This window comes from Ferdinandcohnia sp. SAFN-114 (genome assembly GCF_059415045.1).
On the sequence record NZ_JBPFDQ010000004.1, the window covers coordinates 14,018 to 28,074 of the forward strand.

At 38.7% G+C, this 14,057-nt stretch carries 12 protein-coding genes; 1 reads left to right on the top strand and 11 read right to left on the bottom strand.

Annotation, left to right across the window (positions count from 1 at the left end):
• Nucleotides 1-187: 187 nt before the first annotated feature.
• From cshA to ACR65M_RS02115, 7 genes are all read right to left on the bottom strand, one after another.
• Nucleotides 188-1,693 carry a degradosome RNA helicase CshA gene (gene cshA, locus ACR65M_RS02085; RefSeq protein ID WP_121448462.1) on the bottom strand — a complete coding sequence of 502 codons (1,506 nt, stop codon included), beginning with the start codon at nucleotides 1,691-1,693 and terminating at the stop codon, nucleotides 188-190.
• 636 nt (nucleotides 1,694-2,329) lie between these two features.
• Entirely contained in the window at nucleotides 2,330-3,037 is a 708-nt protein-coding gene (locus tag ACR65M_RS02090; RefSeq protein WP_440272415.1) for an alpha/beta hydrolase, read from the bottom strand.
• Nucleotides 3,038-3,462: 425 nt separating this feature from the next.
• Nucleotides 3,463-4,836 (bottom strand): UDP-N-acetylmuramoyl-tripeptide--D-alanyl-D-alanine ligase, encoded by a 1,374-nt coding sequence (locus ACR65M_RS02095; protein ID WP_440272416.1) that lies wholly within the window; start codon nucleotides 4,834-4,836, stop codon nucleotides 3,463-3,465.
• A gap of 243 nt (nucleotides 4,837-5,079) precedes the next feature.
• Complete coding sequence (locus ACR65M_RS02100) at nucleotides 5,080-6,165, bottom strand: D-alanine--D-alanine ligase (protein ID WP_440272417.1); 1,086 nt, start codon at nucleotides 6,163-6,165, stop codon at nucleotides 5,080-5,082.
• Nucleotides 6,166-6,407: 242 nt separating this feature from the next.
• Complete coding sequence (locus ACR65M_RS02105; RefSeq protein ID WP_440272418.1) at nucleotides 6,408-7,730, bottom strand: hemolysin family protein; 1,323 nt, start codon at nucleotides 7,728-7,730, stop codon at nucleotides 6,408-6,410.
• Nucleotides 7,731-8,098: 368 nt separating this feature from the next.
• Nucleotides 8,099-8,500 (bottom strand): MerR family transcriptional regulator, encoded by a 402-nt coding sequence (locus ACR65M_RS02110; RefSeq protein ID WP_440272451.1) that lies wholly within the window; start codon nucleotides 8,498-8,500, stop codon nucleotides 8,099-8,101.
• A gap of 280 nt (nucleotides 8,501-8,780) precedes the next feature.
• On the bottom strand, nucleotides 8,781-9,182 hold the full coding sequence (locus ACR65M_RS02115) for a rhodanese-like domain-containing protein (protein WP_440272419.1): 402 nt from the start codon (nucleotides 9,180-9,182) through the stop codon (nucleotides 8,781-8,783).
• Between the two features lie 280 nt (nucleotides 9,183-9,462).
• Between ACR65M_RS02115 and ACR65M_RS02120 the strand changes: the two genes are divergently transcribed.
• On the top strand, nucleotides 9,463-9,912 hold the full coding sequence (locus ACR65M_RS02120; RefSeq protein WP_440272420.1) for a VanZ family protein: 450 nt from the start codon (nucleotides 9,463-9,465) through the stop codon (nucleotides 9,910-9,912).
• A gap of 37 nt (nucleotides 9,913-9,949) precedes the next feature.
• On the opposite strand, the gene ACR65M_RS02125 is transcribed toward ACR65M_RS02120, so the two are convergent.
• From ACR65M_RS02125 to nagA, 4 genes are read right to left on the bottom strand one after another with little or no spacing between them, the layout of a single operon-like run.
• Nucleotides 9,950-10,867 carry a DUF7916 family protein gene (locus tag ACR65M_RS02125; RefSeq protein ID WP_121448454.1) on the bottom strand — a complete coding sequence of 306 codons (918 nt, stop codon included), beginning with the start codon at nucleotides 10,865-10,867 and terminating at the stop codon, nucleotides 9,950-9,952.
• Between the two features lie 16 nt (nucleotides 10,868-10,883).
• On the bottom strand, nucleotides 10,884-11,609 hold the full coding sequence (locus tag ACR65M_RS02130; protein WP_121448453.1) for a UTRA domain-containing protein: 726 nt from the start codon (nucleotides 11,607-11,609) through the stop codon (nucleotides 10,884-10,886).
• Entirely contained in the window at nucleotides 11,566-12,360 is a 795-nt protein-coding gene (nagB, locus tag ACR65M_RS02135; RefSeq protein ID WP_440272421.1) for a glucosamine-6-phosphate deaminase, read from the bottom strand. Before nagB ends, ACR65M_RS02130 begins: the two co-directional genes overlap by 44 nt.
• Nucleotides 12,361-12,363: 3 nt before the next feature.
• The gene (nagA, locus tag ACR65M_RS02140) at nucleotides 12,364-13,533 is read right to left on the bottom strand and encodes an N-acetylglucosamine-6-phosphate deacetylase (RefSeq protein WP_440272422.1); all 1,170 of its coding nucleotides are present in this window, start codon (nucleotides 13,531-13,533) and stop codon (nucleotides 12,364-12,366) included.
• Between the last annotated feature and the right edge of the window lie 524 nt (nucleotides 13,534-14,057).

Here is a 14,057-nt window from a genome sequence, read left to right on the forward strand (position 1 = left end):
TTTTCCTTTTCATCCCCGCAATGAAGAGGATTTCGTACTGATTTATCTACCGTTTTTCCTCTTCATCCACGCTATGATGAGAAATCCAAACAGCTCTCGACCACTTTTCGTGTTCATCATTCATACAAACCCAAAAAGGCGTGCTAAACTGTGGTCAGTTTACACGCCTTTTTTTGGTTTGTTAAAATTATTCTTCGTTTTTACGGAAATTGCCGCGTCGATTGCTACTTGAAGAGTAACGATTTCCGCCGGATCCTTGACGACCGCCTGAACCTTGTCGTCCAGCATTTCCTCGACCGCGGTCACGACCACCCTTATAACGCCCACGGTCACGTCCACCACCACGGTTATTATCTCGGTTGTCTCTCTTCACGCGAACAGGTGCTTCCTCAGTTAGTTTAATTGGAGTTGCATCTGGCTCTTTAGTCATTAACTTAATTGCAGCTGCAACAACAGAAACTGAATCATGCTCTTCTAAAAGCTCTTCAGCGATACGAGTATAATATGATAAATTATTGGACTCGATCATAGATACGATTTTTTCCATCGTGATCTTTTGTTGACCTTCTAAAGCCTCATCTAATGTAGGTGGCTTCATTTTGTCCATTTTACGTTTTGTTGTATTTTCCACGTTTTTAAGTTGACCAATTTCTCTTGGTGTTACGAAAGTCATCGCCATACCATGTTTTCCTGCTCTACCTGTACGTCCAATTCGGTGTACATAGCTTTCAGGGTCTTGCGGAATATCGAAGTTATAAACATGAGTCACACCAGAAATATCAAGTCCACGGGCTGCAACATCTGTTGCAACTAATACTTCGATAGATCCTTCTTTGAATTTACGTAAGACGGATATACGTTTTGCCTGACTAAGGTCACCGTGAATACCTTCTGCTGCATATCCTCTTAAATTTAGTGCTTCAGAAAGTTCATCAACACGACGCTTCGTACGTCCAAAGATAATCGCTAACTCTGGAGATTGGATATCTAATAAACGAGTTAGGACATCGAACTTTTTCTTTTCTTGTACTTCTAGGTAGTATTGTTGAATGTTTGGTACTGTTACTTCTTTTGCTTTTACTTTCACAACTTGTGGGTCTTTCATGAAACGCTCAGCAATGCGTTGGATTGGACCTGGCATAGTTGCAGAGAAAAGTAAAGTTTGACGTTCATCGGGAACACCTTTTAAAATTGCTTCAATATCCTCAATAAAGCCCATGTTTAACATTTCATCTGCTTCATCTAGGACAACCGTTTTTACATTTTGAAGCTTAAGAGTTTTACGATTAATATGGTCTATTACACGTCCCGGAGTACCAACAATGATATGAGGGTGTTTCTTAAGTGAACGAATCTGGCGAGAGATATCCTGCCCCCCATAGATTGGTAAGATTCGAACACGGTTGAAGTGCCCGATTTTATGAAGTTCTTCAGATACCTGAATCGCAAGTTCACGAGTTGGTGCAATGACAATTCCTTGAATGTTGTCGTCTTTTACATCAACATTTTCGATAAGCGGAATTCCAAAAGCCGCTGTTTTTCCTGTTCCTGTTTGAGCTTGACCAATTACGTCATGCCCTTTTAATGCTAATGGAATCGTTTGTGCTTGAATAGGCGTTGCCTCTTCAAACCCCATTTTACTAATTGATTTCATTAGGTCTTGACTAATCCCTAGTTCGTTAAAAACTGCCAATTTTTTCATACTCCTTTTTGCTAATCTATTTGTACAATGACAAAATTGACTATTTAGACGGGAAATCTGTATAGACACTGGGCTTTTCGCCTCTAATCAAATGCGCCTTGGCGTATTTGTGCCCGATTTTTTAGGCCAAAAGGAAGTGGATCATAAAGACGTTGGGACATGACGTGCTCCACAGTCTTTACTCTTTTTCCTAAAAGTCACCTCTGAAAAACCGTGGCATCTGCCAGGGGCCTTAACTTTATTCAAACGGGGTTTAGACCCCTAATAAATTTTCGATGCTTTTCTTGCATTCATCCCACATACAATAGTGAGGGCTTTTCTGAATAAAGTTAAATACGATTTTTAAGCTGGATACAAATGTTTGCATCATGATCGCAAAACCTACACATGATGATAAGTGCGTGGTAGGTAGGCATCTGCCTAGTATTTATAGTAGATCAGAATCTAATTCTGCTTAAAAAAAGGACATTTTCCGTGAAATAACGGAAGTAATGCCCTCAGGGTTCACGTCCAAAAAGTTAATAAAAGGGCGTTACCAATTAATTACAAGTTATGCCCTTTTTAACACTGTAGTTGTAATCTTACCACTACCCCTTTATAAATGCAATAAAGCTGAATTTTCAATGATTAGTATATACATTCTTTTGTGGTTTCATGTAAGAATGAATCTACCTCTTTAAATAGTGTTTCCTGGTCCCCACCATAACAAACATGATGCTTTGCACATGGTAAAAAAAGGAGTCTTTTTTGCGTAGATGTGATGACTTGATTCAAGTAATGCGCACTTTTAATTGGGACAATCCCGTCGCATTCACCTTGAACAATTAAGGTAGGCACATTTATTTGGTTTAGCAACGGCCTAATCTTTCTCACAAGCTTTCGAAATTCAATTGTCGCCGATAGAGGAGTGTCAACGATTTTCTTTTTATACCGTAAATAAAGTTCATTTTTATGAAGATTTTTGTTTAGGCCATCGCGAAGCATTAGTTTTATATCGGAAACGAGTTGTTTTGGATTGATATAATAAGCAGCGGCACTTAGTAAGACGAGCTTTTGAATTGGATAACGCGTTGCTAAGTAACCAGCGATTATTCCTCCCATCGAAAAACCGATGACAAATACCTGATCACAAGTATGAAGGAGCTCAACTAACTCTTTTTCTGCATATTCAATCCATTCCAAGTAATGGGTTCCCTTTAAATTCAAATTCTCACCATGACCGGGCAAGGTTGGTGTTCGGACAACCCAATCTGTTGTATGGCGGATATGCTCTGCAAGTGGCTCAACCTCATATGGAGCCCCAGTAAAACCATGTATGAACAGACAGCCAATCACCAAAATTTCTCCTTTCAATCAAATGCGCTTTGGCGTATTTGCGCCCGATTTTTAGGCCTACAGGAAGTAGGTCATAAAGACGTTGCCACAGGAAGTGGCGTATTTAGTCTTTGATCTTACTACTCGAAATTTACTTCTTAAAAATCGTGCATCCGCCGGGGCCTTTTTACTTTATTCAGTCGAGGCTGAATACAGTAAAAATATTTTTGAAATAATTGTAATGTTTTTGTAACATTTATTGTTTTCAAACGTACTAATAAGTAAGAAACAAATTTGGGAGGTTTTAAAATGGACAAGCTATTCAATGAAAACTCAGATTTTATGAAAGAACTATTATCTTACTCCTTAGGTATTTTACTGACTATTCTAATTATACTACCATTTATAAACTAGAAAAGCTCGGCAGGTGCACGCCGAGCTTTTTCTTATTTTTTGAAGGCAAAAATGACTTCCTCGAGCTTCATCCCTCTTGAACCTTTTACTAAAAGTATATCCTCTTCTGATAATAGGTTCCGTAAAGCTTCTATTAGCTTTTCTTTGTCTTGGAACGCAGAAACACGTTCTTCAGGAAAAAGTTCTTTTGCTCCGTTGGCGATATGCTCACCTAATGTACCGTATGTGAATACATAATCAACCTTGTCAGGCTGAATGAAGCGCCCCACCTCTTCATGATATTCATTTTCGTTGTCCCCAAGCTCAAGCATGTCACCCAATACGACTATTTTTTTGCCAGAGGACTTTAAATCATGAACTAGGCTGATGGCAGCTTTCATAGATAGTGGGCTTGCATTGTAAGCATCATTAATTAGTTTTGTACCGTTGACTCCCTCAATTATCTCAAGCCTCATATTCGTAATCTTAATTTGTTTCAAGCCATTTTCGATTTGGTCCCAGGATAATCCGAAATGACGAGCAACTTCAATTGCTGCCATCGCGTTATTAACATTATGTTTTCCTAAAACTGGCACATAAAATTCCTTGTTCTCCTGTTCATTAATGGAAAAATAAGTACCCTCATTTTCTTGTTTAATACGTAACGGATATAGATCATTTTTCGTTGTCTCACCAAAGGTTGTCGTATGAATATCCATTGCCTTAACCCGCTCTGTTAAAAGTGGCTCATCTCCATGATAAATAAGCAAGCCATCCTTAGCTAACCCATCAACAATTTCAAGTTTTGCCTTGGCAATTCCTTCACGAGAACCGAGATCCATCATATGAGATTCGCCAATATTCGTTATAACTGCCACATCAGGACGTGCTAATAAAGTTAGGAATTCAATTTCGCCGAAAGCACTCATTCCCATTTCAAGCACAGCAACTTCCGTATCTTCTTTTAAGCGTAAAAGAGTTAAAGGCAGGCCGATATGATTATTGAAATTTCCTTCTGTTTTTTGAACACGCATTTTCGTTGATAAAACAGCTGTAACCATATCTTTTGTTGTTGTTTTCCCATTGCTTCCTGTAATCCCGACGACTTTTATCGAAAGCTCATCCCTATAGTTTTTGGATAGAGTTTGAAGAGCTTCTAATGTGTCCTTTACAAAGATAACAGGTATTTGCTGTGGTGGATTTGGTTGGTCACTGCCCCATAGTACCGCTACTGCACCATTATCAATCGCTGACTCCACAAATTGGTGGCCATTAAACGTTTCACCGATGATTGGTATGTACAGATTTCCAGGTGAGATCGTTCTTGTGTCAATGGATACACCTTCTATCACAACATTTTGGTATTGTAGATCAAGCTTTTCACCATTTGCCATCAGTGCGATTTGTGCCAATGTCTTTTTTATCATGAGATTCTCTCCTTTCATAAAGAAACACTATTCAGAATTAAGAATAGTGTTTTTTAATCAAATGCGCCTTGGCGTATTTGCGCCCGATTTTTTCGAGCTTGCTCGAAAACTTTCCTTTGAAAAATCGTGGCATCCGCCGGAGGCTTAACTTTATTCAGTCTAGGTCTCAGCCCTTACTAAATTGTATACCTTTATTACATTCATTCCACCCAAAAGAGTGAGATTTGTATTGAATAAAGTTTTTTAGATAGTGTATTTAATCGTTTGTTTTTCGTTATGGCGCTCGATTGCAAGCTCAACTAATTTTTCAATAAGTTCTGGATAGCTTACACCAGCTTCCTGCCAAAGTAATGGGAACATACTGAATGGTGTAAATCCAGGCATCGTGTTAACTTCATTAATGATGACCTTTCCTTCTTTTGTTAGGAAGAAGTCCGCTCTAACTAATCCTGAGCAATCAAGTGCTTTGAACGCTTTAATTGCTTCTGTTTTAACATTTTCATATTGCTCATCTGTGATATCCGCAGGAATGATGAGAGCTGTATCGCCATCTTCATATTTTGCTTTATAGTCGTAAAAATCTTTCTTCGGTACGATTTCTCCAACAACTGAACAGCTAGGATTGTCATTTCCAAGGACACCGATTTCTATTTCGCGGCCAATGATGGCCTCTTCAATAATGACTTTACGGTCAAACATGAAAGCTTCTTCGAACGCTTTTTCCAGGCTTTCACGGTCTGTTGCTTTGCTAATACCAACGCTTGAACCAAGGTTTGCTGGCTTTACAAAGCAAGGATAGCCAAGTTCTTTTTCAACTTTAGCGTACGCCTCTTCTGGATTTTGTTTCCATTCGCTACGAATATATGAAGCATATTTCGCTTGAAGCAACCCAGCTTGACCAAAGATGTTTTTCATAATGACTTTATCCATGCCAGCTGATGAAGCAAGCACGCCATTTCCAACATATGGAATGTTCATAAGCTCAAGCAGTCCCTGAACCGTTCCATCCTCACCATTTGGTCCATGTAACAACGGGAACACAACATCGATTGATTCATTCTGAGCTGATTGCTGCGCAGGAAAAAGCTCTGAATTTAACGAAACAGGTGAAATGGCTGTTCCGGTCTCTTTTAATACTAACTTCTTCACGTCATCAACTGGACCTGTCAATTGATTCCCACGAATCCATTCGCCTTGTTCTGTTATATAAATGGGATGAATATCATATTTTGAGTGATCTAATGCTTTGATAACAGCTAATGCGGTTTGTAAGGAAACCTTATGCTCAGCTGATTTCCCTCCGTATAGCAAGCCTAGTTTTACCTTCATTAAGCTTCCTCCTAAAAATTCGTATACCCTTTATTTTAACATTAACGCTTTTATATTATATAACAATTACATAACATTTCTATAATTTATTACATGTGTCTAGAAATGTGTCTGTCTAGGCTTGAACCTAATTTTTGAATGATGAAGTGTGTGGAATTGCTGTAGCCAGAAAAAATTGCACAATACCAACCTTAGCCAACAACATAAAAAGCCTTGACGAAAAAGTCGTCAAGGCTTTACAACTATTCTAATGCACTAGCGCTTTGGCCAATGGTGTAGATGTGTTCTTGTTGGATGTTTTTTTTAATTTCGAGTGACTTGATATGGTGACCATCCATTTCGATAATTCTAAACTCATAACCCCCAAATGGAATTTTGTCACCAGGGTGAACATCGATTTGCTCTGTTAAAATCCAACCACTTATCGTATCCACATCTGTATCGTCAATTTGTAAACCAAACAAATCGTTAACTTCTCCGATTAAGACCTTACCATCTAAGATGGTAGTCGTATCGTTAATTTTTTGGATGGCCGGTTTTTCATCTGTATCGAATTCATCGCGGATTTCCCCAACGATTTCTTCGATAATATCCTCAACCGTAACCAATCCAGAAGTTCCACCATATTCATCTATTAATATTGCCATGTGTACGCGTTCTTTTTGCATTTTTGCTAATAATTCCTGAATTGGAATTGATTCAATCACATGGATAATTGGTCTCGTATAATCCTCTATTGTTTTCCCATCTGCTCCTGTACCTGTCACAACATCGGTTAGTAGTTCTTTTAGGTTAACCAATCCAATGATATGGTCCTTATCCCCGTCAAGGACCGGATAACGTGTATACTTTTCACTCGTCATAATCGTTAAAATTTCTTGGACAGATTTGTCATTTTCAAGCGCGATGATCTCGGTACGAGGTACCATAATTTCTTTGGCTACACGATCATCAAATTCAAAAATATTATTCACATATTTATATTCAGACTGGTTAATTTCACCATTTTTATAACTTTCAGACAAAATAAGTCTCAATTCCTCTTCGGTATGGGCAATATCGTGTTCTGAGATTCTTTTAAAGCCGAATAATCCAGTTAACAAACGAGCAGAGCCGTTTAATACCCAAATGAACGGAAACATCAATTTATAGAAAAAGATTAATGGTCTAGCAAAAAACAAGGTTATTCGTTCCGCTTTTTGAATCGCTATTGTTTTAGGTGCGAGCTCCCCAACAACTACATGTAAAAACGTAATGGTCAAGAAGGCTAATGCGATTGATAAAACAGTTGAAAACGAATCCGGTATATTTAAAATACCGAATAATGGATGAAGTAAAGCCTCCACAGTTGATTCTCCAAGAAAACCAAGTCCTAGAGCTGTTACTGTTATACCTAATTGACATGCAGACAGGTATTCATCCAGGTTTGAGATGACAGTCTTAGCAGCAGTTGCGCTTTTCCTCCCTTCTGCTACGAGCTGGTCGATGCGAGTGCTTCTTACTTTTACAATCGCAAACTCCGACGCTACGAAAAAGGCAGTTAACGCAATCAAAATTGCAACCATGACCAAATTAAATATCTCCAAATAGTTTCCTTACACGTCCGAAACGAGTAAGGATTACACCTCCTAAATAGGTAAGTTTTTAGATGTTGTTCAAAAAGTCGGCCGAAAATGACACATCGAATTTCTGCGTTGGCTTGCTTCTCCGTTCATCACGTATTTACTCATACGTTCCGGTACTCAAAGCTGCACCGCCTTGAAATTCTCGGTCCTTTTTACCCTCCTTTTTGAAACTCCATTTCAGTTTTTTAGTATTCTTTCAATTAGATTACATGAAATGTTGTTTATATAAAGTATTTATGACAATGATTTTTTATTCTCTTAGAATGAATTTTTATTCTGCAAGTTTCATAACTATATGATTCTTTAATTCAAGTAAACAGAACCATAATTAACTTTGCAAGTGCCATGCTTTGTGAAGACATCTTATTCAATACCGATCTTTGTTGCTCTGCGGATAATCCCTCAAGCATCGGCTTTATTTCTTTAAGTTCAGTTTCTAGGTATTCCATTCGCTTTGATAAATCCTGTGTGTATTTTAAGACTTTCTCTTGCTCTACACGGTTTGTTTTAAATAGCTCTACCTTTTCCTTGATTTCAAGTAAAGGGATGTTTAACTCCTTATACTGTGCTACAAGATGAAGGGTTTCCACAGCTTCATCACCATAGAATCGATAGTTAGAGTCTGAGCGTTCAGGAGTTAAAATACCTAATTGTGTGTAATAATCAATCGTACGCTTTGATACATTTGCTTCTTTTGCTAATTCTCCAATACGGTATAACTTCCCAACGGCTTCACCCCTTCTATAAGAAGTTCAATAAGTCCGGTGAAAATGACACATCGAATTTCTTCGTTGGCTTGTTTTTCCGTTGCTTACGTATTAACTACATACGCTCCGCTAGTCAAAACTGCGCCGCCTAGAACTTCTTGGTCCTTTTCATCCTCCTTTTTGAACACCCTTCTATCAGTCTTCTACTCTTCTATTATATGTATAATAAACCGTACAGTCAAACGTGATGGTTTTTCGGTACGGTTTTGACCCAATGTTTTTATTACCTTTTCTCCCTTGGGGTTTCTTTTGCTTTTAGGCTATAGAGGCCCCCTTTTATATGTGCAAGAGGCAGGTTCTTATGTCTTTTTCTCAAGACTTTGGCGGCTTGTTTACTACGTATTCCTGTTTGGCAATATAAAATAATGTCTTTATCGGTTGGAATCTCAACTTTCTTTCGTTTAATTTTAGACAATGGGAAATTTATGGCACCTTTTATATGATTTGTTTGGTATTCATAAGGGTTTCTCACATCAATGATTGCAATATCCTTTTGCTTTTTCAGTACTTCTTTAAAATCAGCTTCCGATAATTGTTTGAGGTCCTTTACTGGTTTAAAGGTATCATAAATTAAAATAATGAAGATAATGCCTAAACCTATTTGAAGCATTGTAATCGTATCCATTTTCCAACATCCTTTTCATAAGTTAATCCTATTATAAGCGAAAAATAATAGAAACGAAAAACCTATGTGACATCGTACTCTTTTTGCGTTAATGTAGATGGGGTAATAGTTTAACTTTATCCAGTAGCGGTTTAAACCCGACAAATAAAGTTAAAGCCTCCGGCGATGCCACGATTTTCCAATGAGAGTTTTTTAATCATAAGAACACGCCACTTCCTGAGGTCCGAAAATCGGGCGCAAATAGCCAAGGCGCATTTGATAAGATTGGAGTTTTATACAATTGGGACAAGCAATGAAACGATTTTTGGCTGGTATTGTGTTTATCACTTATTCATTATTTCTAATATATTGGATGTTTTTTGCATTTTCCCGGACAGAAGGAGGGGAATTCAGGTATAATTTCACACCCTTTTCAACAATCAAAAATTACTTTACGTATTATGATCATTTCCCTTTTCATATTTGGATCATTAATATTGCAGGAAATATAGGAGTTTTTATACCATTTGGAATCGTGCTGCCGATTCTTTTTCCAAAGCTTTCAAATTTCTTTTTATTTATCTTCGCTTTTGTCATTGGGATCACATCCCTTGAGGTTCTGCAGCTTTTTAGTATGCTCGGTAGTTTTGATGTAGATGATATTATTCTGAATACAGTTGGGGCTGTAATTGGCTTTATTTTATTGCAAATCATGAGAATTCGTAAAGCAACACGCAAAAAAAGGAGATGAGGTCAAATACACCCTTGTATTTGGAACCTCATCTCCTTTATCGATTAACGGAAGCAGCCATTCTTATATATGTATGACGTTTTCCGCGGATAGCGATTGAATAGGTCATTATGTTTTCTGGGACAGCAATTCCATGATATCCGGCATCTCCAATATGGTAAATATCCGCACCTGCCATTTTACTAGTTAATGCAATTTGACGGATAGTTGCTTCATCAGCACCTTCTTGGCTCGTACCGATTGTCAGCATTACCATTGCTCCCTTTGAATGAACAAAACGTACATTTTTCTCGGTTGCTTCAAGAGTAATTCCCGGAACCGTCCCAGGCGCTGGCATTAAGATGACGTCTGCCCCTGCTTCTATAAAACTTTCTAACGTTTGCTCTGAAATGATTCCACTGCCCGATTCATTAGCAACACCTGCACCATGCATTTTGCCAGCGATGATAAGGCCCTCACTTCCAAGTACCTCACGAGCCTTCTTTATAGCAACAACAATTTCATTATTTGTAACGCCTGTTTTTGGATTGCCCGTTAAACAAACAAAATCGAAGCCAAGCTTTTTTGCTTCACGTAAAGATTCTTCTGTTGCTAAACGCCCTTTCGGAAGCTTACTTAACGTTTCAAGTTGCATCGCATTTGGGTCAACTGGCTCTAAATTCAATCCGATGGGTCTTCCTGTTAACTCCTTTAATTTCTCGACAATTGATTCTCCCTCTTGTGCTTGAAAACCTTCTACAAAAGGAGAAAACACATCAAAATAATTAAAGATTAACAAATCGGCGCCAAATGCTGAGGCCATTTCTGCGTTCGTCACTGCCGGATACATGGGTTGGAAGGAACCAATCACCTCTGATAAAATGACTCTTCCCTCTGAGGCTTTTATGGCTTGCTTTAAATCCTGGCCGTTCATTTTTTTGAAGTCTGAGGCTGTGCAATCTAATAAACGTTTCAAGATGTTACCTCCTAAATTATGTTCGAACCATTTCGACCTTATATTTATATCGGTCAGCTCTATAATAGGATTTTACAAATTCGAGCGGCTGCTGACCCTCTAGGTATGAAATTTGCTGAATGTAAAGAACAGGTGCTCCTACCTTAATTCCTAAAGCAGCCGCCTCACGCTTGTAGGCAGTAGTTGCTTCAAGCTCCTGGACTCCAGAAGTAAGATGTAATCCAATTTCACTCTCCACATACCGATAGATAGAGTGCTCCGCCACTTCTTTTGTTAAGCCGGGCACTAGATCTTCTGACATGTAAAAAACTTCAAACGCAATCGGCTGCTGGTCTGCTAGTCGCAAACGTTCTATTTGGTAGACCTTAGCCCCTTCTTCTATCTGTAGTTTAGAGGCAATCAGTGAATCTGCTTCAATTACTATAAAATCTAAGACCTTTGTTCCTGGCTCAAGCCCTCTAGAACGCATATCCTCAGAGAAGCTCGTTAAGCCCCGTACATTCTTCTCAAATTTCTTAACTGCTACAAAGGTCCCTTTTCCCCGTTCCCTTTGTAAGTAACCTTCATTCACAAGATTAGTGATAGCTTGTCGTACTGTCATTCGACTGATTTGGTACTTCTCCGCAAATTCTCTTTCAGATGGGATCATTTCACCAGGCTTAAGCTCTTTTTTATCGATTTTTTCACGAATATATTGCTCAATCTGAAAGTAAATAGGTACGGGTGAATTCTTCTTTATCATGAGCAAAGCCCCTCTTCACTTCAGCATCCACCAATGAAAGTGCCTCTTCGTCCGCAATAATTGTTACGTCAGGGTGATTCTTAAGAACAGTTGCTGGAATCGTTTCAGTAACTCCCTCGTTGATTACCTTTTCGAGAATCTCTGCTTTTGATTTTCCTGATATGAGTAAAAGGATTTTCTTACTTTTCATTATCGTGGAAATTCCCATTGTAATTGCATGTGTTGGTACTTCATCAATGCTATTAAAAAAGCGCAAATTCGCTTGGCGTGTCGATTCTTCAAGCTCAACAACATGTGTTTTTGCATTAAAAGATGTTCCAGGTTCATTAAAACCAATATGGCCATTAACTCCAATTCCAAGAAGTTGAAGATCGACCCCACCTAATTCCGAAATCACCTTTTCATATACTTGGCACTCTTCTTCGTAATCCTCTGCCAATCCGTTAGGAATATGGATATTATCTTGATTAATATTGATATGTGAAAAAAAGTTTTCCATCATGAAATGGTGATAACTATTAGGATGGTTCTTTTCAATTCCTAAATATTCATCGAGATTTACAGTATGAACTTGCTCATAGGACGTCTTATTTTGTCCGTGGTCCTTAATTAACTCCTTATAGGTTCCAACAACTGTTCCACCAGTTGCAAGACCTAATAGCGAGTTTGGTTTTTCTTTTACTTGATGTGAAATGACGGCCGCAGCATATTGGCTCATTTCGTCAAAATTTTTAACTGCTACAACTTTCATCTGTTATTCCTCCCTATTTGAATACGCAAGTTTTCCACGACAAATTGTCATGATTACTTCTAATTGATCATTCACGATCACAACATCAGCATCTTTTCCAGCCTTAATACTACCTTTTCGATCAAACACATTTATTTGCTTTGCCGGATTAACAGCTGTCATTTGTGTAATGTCTTGTAATGAACAATCTGCGAATCTCATCATATTTCGAACTGCATCATTCAATTTTAAGATACTTCCTGCTAAGGTTCCATCTTTTAATACTGCACGTTCTCCATTCACGATTACTTCTTGTCCACCTAGGTCATATGTGCCTGCGCCAAGGCACTTCGCACGCATCGCATCGGTTACAAGAATGGAGCCTTCACTCCCTTTAACTTTATAGGCAAACTTAACCATTTTTGGCGCTATATGAATCCCATCTACAATCATTTCACATTTTACTTCATCATGTAAAAGAACAGCACCAGCTACACCCGGCTCACGGTGATGGATTCCACGCATCCCGTTAAATAAATGGGTAGCATGAGATACTCCAGCTTCTATCGCAGCCTCAACCTCATCGTATACGGCATCAGAATGGCCAATGGAAGCAACTACACCTGTATTTTTCAAATGGGCTGTTAGCTCTAGACCTCCTGGTTCTTCTGGTGCCAATGTAACAAGACGTATATTATTGCCTGATAAGGTTTGCCATTGTTTAAACAGTTCCACATCGGGGTTAATAATATTATCTGGGTGCTGTGCTCCCGCTCTTTTCGGAGATAAAAATGGCCCCTCTAGATGTGCCCCCAAAATTTCTGCATGACCTGTACTTTGTTTTGGCATATAATCAGCGATATTCCCAATTGCATGCTCTATATCTTGCTTCGACTTCGTCATCGTTGTTGCAAGAAAACTTGTTGTACCTTCCTTAGGCAATGCTTTTACCATTGTTTCTAATGCATCAGGGGTTGCGTCCATAACATCTGCCCCGCTTGCCCCGTGTATATGTAAATCGATCATACCTGGGATTAATGAGTAAGATTCATCAAAGTTGACAACTTCATCTTGATCACTTGCTTGGAAGTCAGCCATTGGCGCTACTCTCTTAATCCTTTCCCCATCGATTTCAATAAACCCTTTTTCGATGATACCGTCTTCTGCGTATATAGTTAGGTTAGTAATAAACATGTCAAGGACTCCTTTTATGTTTCATCTCATTCATTATATCTTGAATGAAGGCTAGTTGTCTATACCACTCAATACTTTGTTATTTTTACCTTACTTTTCCCCTCTTATCCTAAAATTATTGTGTTTTACAATAAATAAAAGAACCGTCCAACTTGGAAAAACGGCTTATTTAGGGTCGCAAACATACCAATTATCTTGTTAATAACAACCTTGGCAAAAAAGCTATTGAGCAATTCAGATAAACTCCGGACAAGCGGAAGGAATTTCATTGCGGGTGAGTCCGAAGGTGAGCTTACTTCAGACATGCAAGGGCAGTTTCTGTTCAGGTCTGTCCGAATGGATCTGACTTCAGACAAGCAGAAGCATTTTAAGCGCGGTCGAGTCCGAAGGTGAGCTGGCTTCAGACAATAAGAGGCTTTTTTAGCGTGGTTGAGTCCGAAGGTGAACTTACTTCAGACAAGCGGAGGCAGTTTCAGCGCCGTTGAGTCCGAAGTTATGCTGACTTCAGACACACAAGGGCTTTT

Coding starts and splice junctions, on each gene's coding strand:
- ACR65M_RS02095 (WP_440272416.1), bottom strand. CDS start 4,836: ATGATAAAAAAGACATTGGCACAAATCGCACTGATGGCAAATGGTGAA.
- ACR65M_RS02100 (WP_440272417.1), bottom strand. CDS start 6,165: ATGAAGGTAAAACTAGGCTTGCTATACGGAGGGAAATCAGCTGAGCAT.
- ACR65M_RS02105 (WP_440272418.1), bottom strand. CDS start 7,730: ATGGTTGCAATTTTGATTGCGTTAACTGCCTTTTTCGTAGCGTCGGAG.
- ACR65M_RS02115 (WP_440272419.1), bottom strand. CDS start 9,182: ATGGATACGATTACAATGCTTCAAATAGGTTTAGGCATTATCTTCATT.
- ACR65M_RS02130 (WP_121448453.1), bottom strand. CDS start 11,609: ATGATAAAGAAGAATTCACCCGTACCTATTTACTTTCAGATTGAGCAA.
- nagB (WP_440272421.1), bottom strand. CDS start 12,360: ATGAAAGTTGTAGCAGTTAAAAATTTTGACGAAATGAGCCAATATGCT.
- nagA (WP_440272422.1), bottom strand. CDS start 13,533: ATGTTTATTACTAACCTAACTATATACGCAGAAGACGGTATCATCGAA.